The sequence below is a fragment of the Pasteurella dagmatis genome (genome assembly GCF_900186835.1).
GTDB lineage: Bacteria > Pseudomonadota > Gammaproteobacteria > Enterobacterales > Pasteurellaceae > Pasteurella > Pasteurella dagmatis.
On sequence record NZ_LT906448.1, the window covers coordinates 560,805 to 576,451 of the forward strand.

The 15,647-nt window shown below is 37.1% G+C and carries 13 protein-coding genes; 12 read left to right on the forward strand and 1 reads right to left on the reverse strand.

Going from position 1 to position 15,647, the window contains the following annotated elements:
* Positions 1 to 43: 43 nt before the first annotated feature.
* The 7 genes from rsgA to lpdA all read left to right on the forward strand — a co-directional run bounded on the left by rsgA (position 44) and on the right by lpdA (position 10,616).
* Positions 44 to 1,093, forward strand: a complete 1,050-nt coding sequence (rsgA, locus tag CKV78_RS02675; RefSeq protein ID WP_032855104.1) for a small ribosomal subunit biogenesis GTPase RsgA — start codon at positions 44 to 46, stop codon at positions 1,091 to 1,093.
* 230 nt (positions 1,094 to 1,323) lie between these two features.
* Positions 1,324 to 1,581 (forward strand): phosphocarrier protein Hpr, encoded by a 258-nt coding sequence (ptsH, locus tag CKV78_RS02680; protein ID WP_005761924.1) that lies wholly within the window; start codon positions 1,324 to 1,326, stop codon positions 1,579 to 1,581.
* 111 nt (positions 1,582 to 1,692) lie between these two features.
* Positions 1,693 to 3,420 carry a phosphoenolpyruvate-protein phosphotransferase PtsI gene (gene ptsI / locus CKV78_RS02685; RefSeq protein ID WP_005761925.1) on the forward strand — a complete coding sequence of 576 codons (1,728 nt, stop codon included), beginning with the start codon at positions 1,693 to 1,695 and terminating at the stop codon, positions 3,418 to 3,420.
* 58 nt (positions 3,421 to 3,478) lie between these two features.
* A complete protein-coding gene (crr, locus tag CKV78_RS02690; protein WP_005761926.1) occupies positions 3,479 to 3,979 on the forward strand; it encodes a PTS glucose transporter subunit IIA in 501 nt (166 codons plus the stop codon).
* Between the two features lie 475 nt (positions 3,980 to 4,454).
* Positions 4,455 to 7,118 carry a pyruvate dehydrogenase (acetyl-transferring), homodimeric type gene (gene aceE / locus CKV78_RS02695; protein ID WP_005761928.1) on the forward strand — a complete coding sequence of 888 codons (2,664 nt, stop codon included), beginning with the start codon at positions 4,455 to 4,457 and terminating at the stop codon, positions 7,116 to 7,118.
* A 69-nt stretch (positions 7,119 to 7,187) separates the two neighbouring features.
* Entirely contained in the window at positions 7,188 to 9,080 is a 1,893-nt protein-coding gene (gene aceF, locus CKV78_RS02700; protein WP_005761929.1) for a pyruvate dehydrogenase complex dihydrolipoyllysine-residue acetyltransferase, read from the forward strand.
* 114 nt (positions 9,081 to 9,194) lie between these two features.
* Entirely contained in the window at positions 9,195 to 10,616 is a 1,422-nt protein-coding gene (lpdA, locus tag CKV78_RS02705; protein ID WP_005761930.1) for a dihydrolipoyl dehydrogenase, read from the forward strand.
* Between the two features lie 200 nt (positions 10,617 to 10,816).
* On the opposite strand, the gene CKV78_RS02710 is transcribed toward lpdA, so the two are convergent.
* The gene (locus CKV78_RS02710; RefSeq protein WP_032855105.1) at positions 10,817 to 11,266 is read right to left on the reverse strand and encodes a LexA family protein; all 450 of its coding nucleotides are present in this window, start codon (positions 11,264 to 11,266) and stop codon (positions 10,817 to 10,819) included.
* A gap of 364 nt (positions 11,267 to 11,630) precedes the next feature.
* Between CKV78_RS02710 and sstT the strand changes: the two genes are divergently transcribed.
* From sstT to CKV78_RS02735, 5 genes are all read left to right on the forward strand, one after another.
* Positions 11,631 to 12,872: a serine/threonine transporter SstT gene (gene sstT, locus CKV78_RS02715; protein ID WP_005761932.1), complete on the forward strand. Its 1,242-nt coding sequence runs from the start codon at positions 11,631 to 11,633 to the stop codon at positions 12,870 to 12,872.
* Positions 12,873 to 13,022: 150 nt separating this feature from the next.
* The gene (locus tag CKV78_RS02720; RefSeq protein WP_005761933.1) at positions 13,023 to 13,946 is read left to right on the forward strand and encodes an SPFH domain-containing protein; all 924 of its coding nucleotides are present in this window, start codon (positions 13,023 to 13,025) and stop codon (positions 13,944 to 13,946) included.
* A 22-nt stretch (positions 13,947 to 13,968) separates the two neighbouring features.
* Positions 13,969 to 14,418: an NfeD family protein gene (locus CKV78_RS02725; protein WP_005761934.1), complete on the forward strand. Its 450-nt coding sequence runs from the start codon at positions 13,969 to 13,971 to the stop codon at positions 14,416 to 14,418.
* A gap of 7 nt (positions 14,419 to 14,425) precedes the next feature.
* Positions 14,426 to 15,043: an NAD(P)H-dependent oxidoreductase gene (locus CKV78_RS02730; RefSeq protein ID WP_005761935.1), complete on the forward strand. Its 618-nt coding sequence runs from the start codon at positions 14,426 to 14,428 to the stop codon at positions 15,041 to 15,043.
* Positions 15,033 to 15,608, forward strand: coding sequence for a TorD/DmsD family molecular chaperone (locus tag CKV78_RS02735; protein ID WP_005761936.1), 576 nt, complete (start codon positions 15,033 to 15,035; stop codon positions 15,606 to 15,608). Before CKV78_RS02730 ends, CKV78_RS02735 begins: the two co-directional genes overlap by 11 nt.
* Positions 15,609 to 15,647: the final 39 nt, after the last annotated feature.

Sequence of the window (15,647 nt, forward strand, 5' to 3'; positions counted from 1 at the left end):
GAAAATCTCGTAAAAAACGACCGCACTTTTGAAGGATAACCCATTGAGCAAACGTAAATTAACGCAAAATCAAAAACGCCGTATTCAATCTAATAATGAAAAAGCATTGCATCGTCATCAACGCCGTGAAAAGAAAGAAATCGAATGGCAAGATGATATGTTGGGCGAATCGCAAGATGGTATTGTTGTCACACGCTATTCGGTTCACGCAGATGTAGAAAATGCCCAAGGTGAGATTTTCCGTTGTAATTTACGCCGTACCCTATCAAGTTTAGTCGTAGGGGACCGTGTTGTTTGGCGACAAGGCAATCAACAATTACAAGGAGTGAGCGGTGTGATTGAGGCGATTAAACCACGCCAAAATGAAATCACACGCCCTGATTATTACGATGGTTTAAAAGTGATCGCTGCTAATATCGACCGTATTATTATTGTTTCTGCTGTTTTACCTACCTTATCTTTAAATATTATTGACCGCTATTTAGTTATTTGTGAAACGGCTAATATTCCAGCAGTGATTGTAGTTAATAAAGTGGATCTATTAACAGATGAAGCACGCAAAGAAGTCGAAGAACAACTCAAAATTTATGAAAAGATTGGTTATCAGACAATGATGATCTCTGCAATGAGTGGTGAAAACATGGAAAAATTGACCGCACTTTTCAATAATAGCACCTCGATTTTGGTGGGACAGTCTGGTGTAGGAAAGTCGAGTTTGATTAATCATATTTTACCTGAAGTTAATGCTCACGTTGGTGACATCAGCGAAAATTCTGGACTTGGGCAACATACCACAACGTCTTCTCGTTTATATCACCTTAATCAAGGTGGAAATCTGATTGATTCACCAGGAATTCGTGAGTTTGGATTATGGCATTTGGAGCAAGATCAAATCACAAAAGGCTACCGTGAGTTTCAGTATTTTTTAGGCACTTGCAAGTTCCGTGATTGTAAACATCTTAATGATCCAGGTTGTGCATTGAGAGAGGCAGTCGAGCAAGGAAAAATTCATTCGGTGCGTTTTGATAATTATCACCGCTTGATTGCAAGCTTAAATGAAACAAAATCACAGCGTTATTTTTCAATAGAATAAGTTCGTTAATTTAATGTTAACAGGGGATTAAAAAACACTCTTTTTGAGTATTTTTTTGTGATCTATCTCAAACTTTCATTTGTTTAAACTTGATTATTTATGTGCTTGCTTAGATACTACAGCAAGATTTATTTTTTATTGAAAAATAAATATAAGATAAATAAACAATCAGTCTAAATAATTCCAAATTTATACTGTACAAATATTCTGATTAATATGAGGAGAAAATCATGTACTCAAAAGACGTTGAAATTATTGCACCAAGTGGATTACATACCCGTCCGGCAGCGCAATTTGTTAAAGAAGCAAAAGCATTCGCCTCTGATATTACAGTGACTTCTGCGGGTAAAAGTGCAAGTGCTAAAAGTTTATTTAAATTACAAACATTAGCTTTAACACAAGGTACTGTGATTACAATTTCTGCGGAAGGCGAAGACGAGCAAAAAGCGGTTGATCATTTAGTAGCTCTTATCCCAACTTTAGAATAATTCCTATCTAGCCATTGGTAAGTAAGGTTGAGTGAAGCACTTAATTCTCTTTTCAATGGCTATGATGTTTCACTGTTAGATTATTATTTTCATTATTTCAGAAGGTTATCTATGATTTCAGGAATTCCAGCTTCACCAGGCATTGTTTTTGGTAAAGCATTAGTGCTCAAAGAAGAAAAAATTGTGCTTGATATGCAAAAAATCAGTGAAGATCAGATTGATGCTGAGATTGCACGTTTTTATCGAGGGCGTGAGGCCGCTATCGAACAATTGAACTCAATTCGTGATCGTGCATTTGCATCATTAGGCGAAGATAAGGCGGCGATTTTTGAAGGTCATTTAATGATCTTAGAAGACGAAGAACTAGAGGAAGAAATCCTAGATTATATGCGTTCAAATAAAGTGAATGCAGGTGTTGCAGCAAGTAAGATTATTGATCAACAAGTAGCAATGCTTTCTGAAATTGATGATGAATATTTAAGAGAGCGTGCGGGTGATATTCGTGATATCGGTAACCGTTTGATTAAAAATATTTTAGGTATGCATATTGTCGATTTAGGGGATATTAATGAAGAAGCAATTTTGGTTGCTTATGATTTAACTCCATCTGAAACGGCACAATTAAACCTAGATAAAGTATTGGGTTTTATTACCGATATCGGTGGTAGAACATCACATACTTCAATTATGGCTCGTTCATTAGAATTGCCTGCGATTGTGGGTACAAATAATGTGACAGAGCAAGTGAATACCGGCGATTACTTAATTCTTGATGCCGTGAATAATGTGGTTTATGTCAATCCAAAGCAAGAAGAAATTGATCGCTTAAAAGCTCAAGAACGAAAATTAGCTGAAGAAAAAGCAGAATTAGCAAAATTAAAAGATTTACCAGCGTTGACATTAGATGGTCATCGTGTTGACGTTGTAGCCAATATTGGTACGATTCGTGATGTTGAAGGCGCTGATCGTAATGGCGCGGAAGGTGTAGGCTTATACCGTACTGAATTCCTCTTTATGGATCGTGAGCAACTTCCAACGGAAGAAGAACAGTTTATTGCTTATAAAGAAGTTGTTGAAGCAATGAATGGTCGCTTAGTAGTATTACGTACAATGGATATTGGTGGTGATAAAGATTTACCTTATTTAGATTTACCAAAAGAAATGAACCCATTCCTAGGGTGGCGTGCAATTCGTATTGCGTTAGACCGTCGTGAAATTTTAAATGCACAATTAAGAGCGGTATTGCGAGCTTCAGCATTTGGTAAATTAGCGGTAATGTTTCCGATGATTATTTCTGTAGAGGAAATTCGTGAATTAAAAGGCGTGATTGATACTTTAAAACAAGAATTACGTGATGAAGGCAAAGCATTTGATGAAAATATTCAAATTGGTGTGATGGTAGAAACGCCATCTGCGGCAGTCAATGCAAAATTCTTAGCAAAAGAAGTTGATTTCTTTAGTATCGGTACTAACGATTTAACACAATATACTTTAGCTGTAGATCGTGGAAATGAATTAATTTCTCATTTATATAACCCGATGTCACCTTCTGTATTAGGTTTGATCAAGCAAGTGATTGATGCTTCACACGCAGAAGGCAAATGGACTGGAATGTGTGGTGAGTTAGCTGGTGATGAAAAAGCAACAATCCTCTTGTTAGGTATGGGCTTAGATGAATTTAGTATGAGTGCAATTTCAGTGCCTCGTATCAAAAAATTGATCCGTAATGTGAATTATGAAGATGCGAAAGAGCTTGCCACAAAAGCATTAGAGAAGCCAACAGCAACAGAAATTGAACAATTAGTTGAAGATTTTTTAGTTGAAAAAGCATTAAATTAGATACAAGTTTAAAATTTTAAGCTAGAATATGCCCGAATTTACTTAGTAGGAGACTAAAATGGGTTTATTTGACAAATTATTTGGTTCAAAAGACAAAAAAGCTGTTGAAGTGGAAATTTTTGCTCCGCTTGCAGGTGAAATTGTAAATATTGAAGATGTGCCAGATGTCGTATTTTCAGAAAAAATTGTAGGTGATGGCATTGCTATCCGTCCAACAGGTAACAAAATGGTTGCTCCTGTAGATGGTGTTATCGGTAAAATTTTTGAAACTAATCACGCATTTTCAATGGAATCAAAAGATGGCGTAGAATTATTTGTTCATTTCGGTATTGATACTGTTGAGTTAAAAGGTGAAGGTTTTACTCGTGTCGCTCAAGAAGGTCAAACGGTTAAGCGTGGTGATACTGTGATTGAATTTGACTTAGCTGTACTTGAAACTAAAGCGAAATCAGTACTTACACCTGTTGTGATTTCAAATATGGATGAAATTAGCAGTATTGAAAAGAAAACTGGCGAAGTTGTTGCTGGTGAGTCTGTAGTTTTAGTTTTGAAAAAATAATTTTTGAAATTTTTATTAACAAAGTCTGCTTTAGAAATAAAGCAGACTTTTTTATTGTCTAGTTTTTGTAGTGTTATGCTAGACTTTTGTTCGATTTTGTGATCCAAGTGCGGTCTTGTTTCTATAAATTTTCTTCTTCAAGTTGTATAATGGAGACCGAATTTTGATAGAGTATAATCATTATCAATAAGTTTTATAGGCATAAAAAAGCCATTAATTTAAGCAGTGTTTTTACCTTAATATACTCATACTTAAAATATGAGCTTTTTCGTGTTTGATGAGAAAAAGCACTATCTTTCTCTCAAAAAATCTAATAATATTTACGAAATTTGTTAAAAATTTGTAAAGCAATTTTGTTGATATTAATTTTGCTCAAATTACATTCAGTTTAATAATTTTAGTTATTAATTCATCGTTTAATCTACTTTGATATGATTAAACTTAACTTTTAACTTAACAAAATAAGGAAAAGACTATGTCAGAAATGCTAAAGAATGACGTAGATCCAGTCGAGACTAATGATTGGTTATTAGCTATTGATGCTGTCATTCGTGAAGAAGGTGTTGAAAGAGCACAATATATTATTGAGCAACTTATGCAACACGCTCGTGCAAATAATGTTTCTTTACCTACAGGTATCACAACTGACTACATCAATACCATTCCAGCTTCAGAAGAACCTAACTATCCAGGCAACTTAGATTTAGAAAGACGCATTCGTGGCGCAATCCGTTGGAATGCAATTATGATGGTTTTACGTGCATCTAAGAAGGATTTGGAATTAGGGGGGCATATGTCTTCTTTCCAATCTTCTGCGACTATTTATGAAGTATGTTTCAACCATTTCTTTAAAGCTCGCTCAGCTAAAAATGGTGGTGACTTAGTTTTCTTCCAAGGACATATTTCACCAGGTATTTATGCCCGTGCATTCTTAGAAGGTCGTTTAACTGAAGAACAAATGGACAATTTCCGTCAAGAAGTTCATGGTAAAGGTCTTTCTTCTTATCCTCATCCGAAATTAATGCCTGAATTCTGGCAATTCCCAACAGTATCAATGGGTCTTGGTCCATTGAACGCAATCTACCAAGCTCGTTTCTTAAAATACTTACACAACCGTGGCTTAAAAGATACAGCGGATCAAACTGTATATGCGTTCTTAGGTGATGGTGAGATGGATGAAGTTGAATCACGCGGTGCAATTTCAGTTGCTGCTCGTGAGAAATTAGATAACTTAGTATTTGTCATCAATTGTAATTTACAACGTTTAGATGGTCCTGTAACCGGTAACGGTAAAATCATTCAAGAATTAGAAGGTTTATTCAACGGTGCTGGTTGGGAAGTGATTAAAGTTATCTGGGGGCGTCGTTGGGATCGTCTATTACAACGTGATACCTCAGGTAAATTATTACAATTGATGATGGAGGTTGTTGATGGTGACTACCAAACAATGAAATCAAAAGATGGTGCTTACGTTCGTAAACACTTCTTTGGTCGTTACCCAGAAACTGAAGCATTAGTAGCGGAAATGACAGATGATGAAATCTGGGCATTAAACCGTGGTGGTCATGATCCATTAAAAGTATTTGCTGCATTTAACAAAGCAAAACAAGTTAAAGGTAAACCAGTGGTTTTACTTGTTAAAACAATTAAAGGTTATGGTATGGGTGATGCTGCAGAAGGTAAAAACATTGCTCACCAAGTTAAAAAAATGGATATGTCAGGAGTTAGACACGTTCGCGATCGTTTCAACGTGGATGTATCTGATGCAGATATTGAAAAATTACCATATATCAAGTTTGCCGAAGGTTCTGAAGAGTATAAATATCTTCATGAGCGTCGCCAAGCATTACAAGGTTACTTACCAACCCGTTTACCACGTTTTACTGAACAATTAGAGGTACCAGAATTAGAAGAGTTTGCACAATTATTTGAAGCGCAAGCACGTCCAATTTCTACCACAATGGCATTTGTTCGTTCATTAAACGTATTATTGAAAAACAAATCTGTGGGTAAACGTATTGTTCCAATTCTTGCAGATGAAGCACGTACATTCGGTATGGAAGGCTTATTCCGTCAAATTGGTATTTACAACCCATACGGTCAAAATTATACTCCGCAAGACCGTGAACAAGTGTCTTATTACCGTGAAGCGATCGATGGTCAAGTATTACAAGAAGGTATCAATGAACAAGGCGCAACAGCATCTTGGTTAGCAGCTGCAACTTCATACTCAACCAATGACTTTCCAATGATCCCATTCTATGTGTACTACTCAATGTTTGGTTTCCAACGTATTGGTGACTTAATGTGGGCAGCCGGTGACCAACAAGCACGTGGTTTTATGATCGGTGGTACATCAGGTCGTACAACGTTGAACGGTGAAGGTTTACAACACGAAGATGGTCACAGCCATATTCAATCATTAACTATTCCTAATTGTGTCTCTTATGACCCAGCATTTGCATTCGAAGTGGCTGTAATTATGCAAGATGGTGTACGTCGTATGTATGGTCCAGAGCAAGAGAACGTTTACTACTACATCACAACCTTGAACGAAACTTATGATCAACCAGCAATGCCAAAAGGTGCTGAAGAGGGTATCCGTAAAGGTATCTATAAATTTGAAACCGTAACGGGTCAAGGTAAAGGTAAAGTTCAGTTATTAGGTTCTGGTGCGATTTTACGTCACGTTCGTGAGGCTGCTCAATTATTAGCTAACGACTTTGGCGTAACTTCAGATGTGTATAGCGTACCGTCATTCACTGAAGTGGCTCGTGAAGGTGCTGATGCAGATCGTTGGAACTTATTACACCCAGAGGCGGAAGCTCGAGTTCCTTACATTGCACAAGTCATGAATGATGCACCGGCAGTTGCTGCAACTGACTATATGAAATTATTTGCAGAACAAGTTCGTGCATACGTACCAGCTGCAAGCTATCGTGTATTAGGTACTGACGGTTTCGGTCGTTCAGATAGCCGTGAGAACTTACGTGAACACTTTGAAGTAGATGCTCGTTATGTTGCAATCGCTGCATTATCTGAGCTAGCAAAACAAGGTACTATCGGTAAGAAAGTTGTTGCAGAAGCAATTGCTAAATACGGTATTGATGCAGATAAAGTGAACCCACTTTACGCCTAATTTACGATTAACATTCCTCGCTCCCTGAATTTAGGGAGCATTTTGAGGAATGACTGGAGGATGAAATAAATGTCAAAACAAATTCAAGTGCCAGATATTGGTGGTGATGAAGTTACCGTTACAGAAGTAATGGTAAAAGCTGGAGATACAGTTGCAGTAGATCAAAGCGTAATCAATGTAGAAGGTGATAAAGCGTCAATGGAAGTGCCTTCTCCAGAAGCGGGTGTGATCAAAGAAGTTTTAGTTAAAGTTGGTGATAAAGTGTCTACTGGCTCGCCAATGTTTGTATTAGAAGCTGGCGATGCAAAACCAGCAGAAGCACCAAAAACAGAAGCTGCTCCAGCACCTGCTGCAGCGCCAGTAGCAAGCGCAGTAGTTGAAGTTCACGTGCCAGATATCGGCGGTGATGAAGTAAACGTCACTGAAATTATGGTGAAAGTGGGCGATAAAGTTGAAATTGAACAATCTATCATCAATGTAGAAGGTGATAAAGCGTCAATGGAAGTTCCAGCACCAATCGCAGGTGTTGTAAAAGAAATCTTAATTAATGTAGGTGACAAGGTTTCAACTGGTTCATTAATTATGAAATTTGAAACTGGTGCAGCACCTGCAGCATCAACTCAACCACAACCAGCGGCAGCTGCTCCAGCAGCACCGGCGCAAAGTGCGGTTAAAGATGTAAATGTTCCTGATATCGGTGGCGATGAGGTAAACGTAACTGAAATTATGGTGAAAGTAGGTGATACCATCACTGAAGAACAATCATTAATTACCGTTGAAGGCGATAAAGCATCAATGGAAGTACCAGCTCCATTCGGTGGAGTAGTGAAAGAAATTTTAGTGAAATCAGGTGATAAAGTATCAACTGGCTCATTAATTATGCGCTTTGAAATTGCCGGTGCAGCACCTGCAGTAGCAGCGGCTCCAGCACAAGCTGCGCCAGCTCCACAAGCGTCTGCGCCAGCACCAGTTGCAGCAACTGCGCCAGCGGGTGATTCGGAAGTAACAGGTAGCTCAGTATTTGCTTATGCAACACCAGTTGTTCGTCGTTTAGCACGCGAATTTGGTGTTAACTTAGATAAAGTAAAAGGTAGTGGTCGTAAAGGTCGTATCTTAAAAGAAGACGTTCAAGCGTATGTGAAAGCAGCAATTAAAGCTGTTGAGTCTGGTTCAGTATCTGCAACACCAGCATCAAGCGGTGTAGCAAATGGTGCGGGTTTAGGCTTATTACCTTGGCCGAAAGTAGACTTCAGCAAATTTGGTGAGACAGAAGAAGTTGAGTTAGGACGTATTCAAAAAATCTCTGGTGCTAATTTACACCGTAACTGGGTGATGATTCCACATGTTACTCAGTGGGATAAAGCTGATATCACTGATTTAGAGCAATTCCGTAAAGAACAAAATGTTTTAGCTGAAAAACAAAAATTGGATGTTAAAATTACGCCATTAGTGTTTATTATGAAAGCAGTCGCTAAAGCATTAGAAGCATATCCACGTTTTAATAGTTCATTATCTGAAGATGGTCAACGCTTAACATTGAAAAAATATATCAATATTGGTGTTGCAGTAGATACCCCGAATGGTTTAGTAGTACCTGTCTTTAGAGATGTAAATAAGAAAGGAATTATTGAACTTTCTCGTGAGTTAGCAGAAATTTCTAAAAAAGCTCGTGCAGGTAAATTGACTGCTTCTGATATGCAAGGTGGCTGTTTTACTATTTCAAGCTTAGGTGGAATTGGTGGTACTCATTTCACACCAATTGTGAATGCGCCAGAAGTGGCAATTTTAGGTGTGTCTAAATCTGAAATGACGCCAGTTTGGAATGGTAAAGACTTTACGCCTCGTTTAATGCTACCACTATCATTATCTTATGATCATCGTGTGATTGATGGTGCGGATGGTGCGAGATTTATCACATTTATTAATGGTGTCTTGTCTGATCTTCGCCGCTTAGTTATGTAATCCTGTAATCCGTTCAATGAAGAATTGGACGGATTACTTCTCAACTCTAAATGTGGTGAAAGTGCGGTCAAAAACGCAATATTTTACAGAATCACATCGTTTAACGAGGTTAAAATGAATAAAGAAATTAAAACTCAAGTTGTGGTATTAGGCGCTGGCCCTGCTGGTTATTCTGCTGCTTTCCGTTGTGCGGACTTAGGTTTAGAAACAGTGATTGTTGAGCGTTATTCAACATTAGGTGGTGTTTGCCTAAATGTTGGTTGTATTCCATCTAAAGCATTATTACATGTTGCTAAAGTGATTGAAGAAGCAAAAGCACTTGCTGAACATGGTATTGTTTTTGGTGAGCCAAGCACAGATGTAAATAAAATTCGTGGTTGGAAAGAGAAAGTTATTGGTCAATTAACTGGTGGTTTAGCTGGTATGGCTAAACAGCGTAAAGTTCAAGTTGTAAATGGTTATGGTAAATTCTCTGGTCCTAATACAATTATTGTTGCAGGTGAAGAAGGTGAAACAACAATCAAATTCGATAATGCAATTATTGCAGCAGGTTCACGACCGATTCAATTGCCCTTCATTCCACACGAAGATCCGCGTATTTGGGACTCAACAGATGCTCTGAAATTAAAAGAAGTGCCAGAAAACTTATTAATTATGGGCGGTGGTATCATTGGTCTTGAAATGGGAACTGTTTACCACGCATTAGGTTCAAAAATTGATGTAGTTGAAATGTTTGACCAAGTTATCCCTGCTGCGGATAAAGATATGGTTCAAATCTATACTAAACGTGTATCTAAGAAATTCAATTTATTATTAGAAACTAAAGTAACGGCGGTTGAAGCGAAAGAAGATGGCATTTACGTTTCAATGGAAGGTAAAGCAGCGACAGAAACACGTCGTTATGATGCTGTGCTGGTTGCTATCGGTCGTGTACCAAATGGTAAACTAATCGATGCTGGTGTTGCTGGTGTTGAAGTTGATGATCGCGGTTTCATTCGTACGGATAAACAGATGCGTACAAACGTACCGCACATCTTTGCTATCGGTGATATAGTTGGTCAACCAATGTTAGCACATAAAGGTGTTCATGAAGGTCATGTAGCTGCAGAGGTTATCGCAGGCATGAAGCACTACTTTGATCCAAAAGTCATTCCTTCAATTGCTTACACTGAACCAGAGGTTGCTTGGGTAGGTAAAACCGAGAAAGAATGTAAGGCTGAAGGTATTAACTACGAAGTGGCTAAATTCCCATGGGCAGCTTCAGGTCGTGCAATTGCATCTGACTGTGCAGATGGTATGACTAAATTAATCTTCGACAAAGATACTCACCGTGTCATTGGTGGTGCTATTGTGGGGACTAACGGTGGTGAATTATTAGGTGAAATTGGTCTTGCGATCGAAATGGGTTGTGATGCGGAAGATTTAGCATTAACTATCCATGCTCATCCAACCTTACACGAATCAGTTGGTTTAGCGGCAGAAGTCTTTGAAGGTTCAATTACTGACTTGCCAAATCCAAAAGCGAAGAAAAAATAATTACATTGCTTAAATAATCAGCCACTTTTGCCATCTCAATATTGAAATGTGCAAAAGTGGCTTTTTTATTAGTCGATTTTGCGAATTCAAAAGGTAGTCTAAATTTAGTAAATCACGAAACGTAAATATATTTCATCAATGTTTAATGTTGTTTATATCATAAAATTTCAAAAATGTGACCGCAATTTTGGGAATTATCTTTAAGCAGCAAAACGCATTTTGTTTTTTGGCTTCATTTGATGGATAGTATTTGTTACTGTACCAATGATAGGTAAGTTTAGCCAGTTATCTGTTTTAATGTTTTCTTGGGTAGAATCCAAGGCGAAGAAAATAAATTCATTATTTTGATGGATCATAAATTCGTAAACTTGGAATTGTGAGTCAATTTCAACTACAACTAAATCCCCAATAGCAAGGCTACTACTTTTTTCTACAACTAGCATATCATCAACTTCAATTCCCCAAGCCAACAAATTGGGGTTAGTTACTCGGATGAAACAAGTTTGTTGTGGGCGCTTCACACAATAGAGGTTAAGATCTAGTTTTTTGCTAAAATTCAAACGTGAGTTCTGCACATCATCATAATAAGGGATATGGCGACAAGGTAATGTATTGTCATTTATTGTTAGGCTATGCATCATTGTGTTCATCATTATCCTCACTATAAAATAAACTGGTTATTTATACAGCTCAATAATACTGTTTTTATATACAGTGTGTCAATGGTGTTTTTATTAAAAAATATACTTTTTTAGTTTATTTAACATGCTTACTATTAAACGATGAGAGATAAATCAAAGAAGATTGATTTTATTTAAAAAAATCAGTGAGAAATAGAAAAATTTCAAGTATAAAAAGAAAAGTTATCATATCAACGTAAAAATATCGTGAAAAAATTAAAAAATAATATTTTCTTTAATTAAAATTTAAGCTATCTTTAGCTTCGTTTGGGGGATCAAGCGATTGATCTGATTATTTACTGCAAATTCTGCATAACACTTCGTGATAAAAATTATGAATCTATCTCGTTTATTTGCTTTTTTTTTCCAAGGCAATTTAGTTAAGCGTATCTTTATTGGTCTTATTCTTGGTTTAGTTGTTGCTTTGATTACACCAACTTTACAACCGATTTTAGATTTTAATCTTGCTGAGAAAGCCGGTGTTTTAGGAACTATTTTTGTACGTTCTCTACGCGCTGTGGCTCCTATCCTGATTTTCGTATTAGTAATGGCTGCTATTGCAAATAAGAAAATTGGTACGAAAAGTAATATGAAATCTATTATTGTTTTATATCTCTTAGGTACATTTTTAGCTGCTGCAACGGCTGTCGTTGCTGGTTTCTTATTCCCAAGTCATGTTGCATTGGCAAACCAAGAAGATATTACAACAGCGCCACAAGGTGTTGGTGAAGTTCTTCTTACCTTAGTATTTAACCTTGTTGATAATCCATTAAATGCATTATTTAAAGCAAACTTTATCGGTGTATTAGCATGGTCTATAGGTTTAGGTTTAGCCTTACGTCACGCAGCTGATACTACAAAAACAATGATTGCTGACTTAGCTGAAGCTGTTTCAAAAATTGTTCATGTGATTATCTCACTAGCGCCAATTGGGGTATTTGGTTTAGTGAGTGAAACACTTGCACATAAAGGTTTAGCTGCATTAGGTAGTTATATTCAATTATTAGCTGTATTAATTGGTACAATGCTATTTGTTGCATTTGTTGTTAATCCAGTTTTAGTTTTTTGGAAAATCCGTAGTAACCCATATCCATTAGTGTGGACTTGTATACGTGAGAGTGGTGTAACAGCTTTCTTTACACGTAGTTCAGCAGCCAATATCCCGGTGAATATCAACCTTGCAAAACGTTTAAATTTAGATGAAGAAACATATTCTGTATCTATTCCGCTTGGTGCGACTATTAATATGGCGGGAGCTGCAATTACAGTGACTATCTTAACGTTAGCAGCTGTACATACGTTAAACTTGGAAGTCTCTTTCTTTAGCGCACTACTATTGAGCGTAGTCGCAAGTGTATGTGCTTGTGGTGCTTCTGGTGTTGCAGGTGGTTCATTACTATTAATTCCATTAGCTTGTAGTTTATTTGGTATTCCAGATAGTATCGCAGCCCAAATGATTGGTGTTGGTTTCGTGATTGGTATTTTACAAGATTCAACTGAAACTGCATTAAATTCATCAACTGACGTATTATTTACTGCAGCAGCATCAATTGCTGAGCAAAATAAAAATGCATAAGCATTAAATAGTTTTTTAATATAAAAGCGGGTTTCGATCCGCTTTTTTTGTGCATGTTCGCTTGAAAAGAATCCTTAATATTCTTATATACAAAGTGCGGTTTAATTTGTTAGACTTTTCTAAATATTATACCTAATAAGGAGAACAACAATGGACTTTATTAATGGCTTACCTATTGCCACAATTTTCTTTATTGTGCTTGTGATTTTTGTGTTGTATTCCACATTAAAGACTGTACCTCAAGGTTATCACTGGACAATTGAGCGTTTTGGTCGCTATACACGAACGTTAACGCCAGGTTTGAACTTTGTTGTTCCTTTTATTGATCGTGTTGGTCGTCGTATCAATATGATGGAACAAGTACTAGATATCCCATCACAAGAAGTTATTTCAAAAGATAACGCTAACGTATCTATTGATGCAGTCTGTTTCGTACAAGTGATTGATGCACGTAATGCAGCTTATGAAGTAAATCATTTAGAACAAGCAATTATCAATTTAACGATGACAAATATCCGTACTGTATTAGGTTCGATGGAGTTAGATGAAATGTTGTCGCAACGTGATTCTATCAATAGTCGTTTATTGTCTATTGTAGATGAAGCGACTAATCCTTGGGGAATTAAGGTCACTCGTATTGAAATTCGTGATGTACGTCCACCGCAAGAATTGATCGCTGCGATGAATGCACAAATGAAAGCAGAACGTAATAAACGCGCAGATATTTTAGAAGCAGAAGGTGTGCGTCAAGCCGAAATTTTACGTGCAGAAGGGGATAAACAAGCGCGTATCTTAAAAGCAGAAGGTGAACGCCAAGAAGCATTTTTACAAGCAGAGGCGCGTGAGCGTGCCGCTGAAGCGGAAGCTCGTGCAACACAAATGGTATCTGATGCGATTGCAAGTGGAGATACCAAAGCAATTAATTACTTTATTGCTCAAAAATATACTGAAGCATTAAAAGAAATTGGCAGTTCAGAAAACAGTAAAGTAGTGTTAATGCCGTTAGAAGCAGGCAATTTAATTGGATCTATTGCAGGGATTTCTGAATTATTAAAAGGTGATAAAAAAGCCTAATAAAAGCTAAGTGAGGTTAAGTATGGAATGGTTTTCCACTTGGAGCCTTTGGCATTGGCTCATTCTAGGTTTCGTGCTATTAACCGCAGAACTGTTGCTACCAGGCGTATTTTTACTCTGGTGGGGGCTTGCAGCAATTGTGATTGCTGGTGTGATGGCTATGTTTCCAAGTTTATCCTTAACTGCACTTGCAATTAGTTATGCAGTGTTAGCTCTGATTTTAAGTGTGACTTGGTGGAAATATCAACACAGTAAAGATAAAGTCGATCAATCGAACTCCTCTTTAAACCAACGCGATCAGGCAATGTTAGGTGCGAAAGGTACAGTACAAGAAATTGCTGTCAATGGCATTGGACGTGGTTATTTTGGAGATACGACCTGGCGCATTCAAGGCAATGATCTCGCTGTTGGCGATTTAGTTGAGGTTGAACGTGTTGAAGGCATTACATTACACGTGAAAAAAGTGAATTAAAAAAGTTATGAATCATCTTATTATTTTTGCACATCCGAATAGCCAAACCAGTTTTAACCGTGCTATTTTGGATGCTGTTGTACAAGCCAGCCAAAAGCAAGGTGTACATACCGTTGTACGCGATCTTTATACGCTTAATTTTAATCCCGTTTTATCTTGGGAAGAAATGCAGGCTGTCTATCAAGAAATTGTGCCAGCTGAAGTCAAATTTGAACATCAACTAATCCAAAATGCAGATTTAATCACCTTGATTTATCCTGTATGGTGGATGGGATTTCCTGCAATTTTGAAAGGCTATTTAGATCGTGTATTAAGTTACGGATTTGCTTATAAAATGGGTGATGATGGGCAATCTGTAGGTTTATTAAGTGATAAAAAAATGCAACAATTTATCACGATTGGTAATAATGTAGAGAATTATCAAGGATTGGGCTTTACTCAATCTTTGAAAGATTGTTTAGTGGATGGCTTGTTTAATTACTGTGGCGTTACTGATATTCAACATGAGTTTTTCGGTGATATTCACATTATTGATGATGTCGCTCGCCAAGCAATGTTACAAACGGTAGCTAAAAAAACTCAGCAAAATTTGACCGCACTTTTAGAGAAAAAGAATGACAACTGAAAATCAATTAAATCACTTTTCAATGATTAGCCGCCTTTTCGGCAATTTATTTTATCGTTCACCTTGTGATCCTATTTTGGTCAACGTATTTGCGTGGTTACAACAAAAAGGTTTAACTTCACTTTGGGTATTAGATACAGATGCACAAAGCCAACAAGCGATTGATAGCGTACAAATGCCGTTAGATTTGATCGCACTTGATAAAGAATATCAAAAGTTATTTGGTGGTGAGAATCCACAAATTAGCTCAAAAATTAGCACATATGGTGTTGATGTTGAGGCATTTGTGAATTTCAGAAGAACTCGTGGAATGCCAGAGGTGGATAGTGCAGATCATTTTGCGTTACTTTTATTAACAGCATCTTGGATTGAGGATAATTTAGATTCGCTAGCAGCTCAACATGCGTTTTTTGAGCAATTCTTATTGCCTTGTGCAAGTAAGTTCCTTAGACACGTTGAAAGCAAGGCAACCTTACCTTTCTATCGTTCATTAGCGTTATTGACGGAAGAAATTTTAGCTGCAATGGCAGATGAGTTAGAAGAGGAAACAGTAGTCGCAGAATAATTTGACAAAATTATTGCAAATAAAAAGCAGATATAAAAA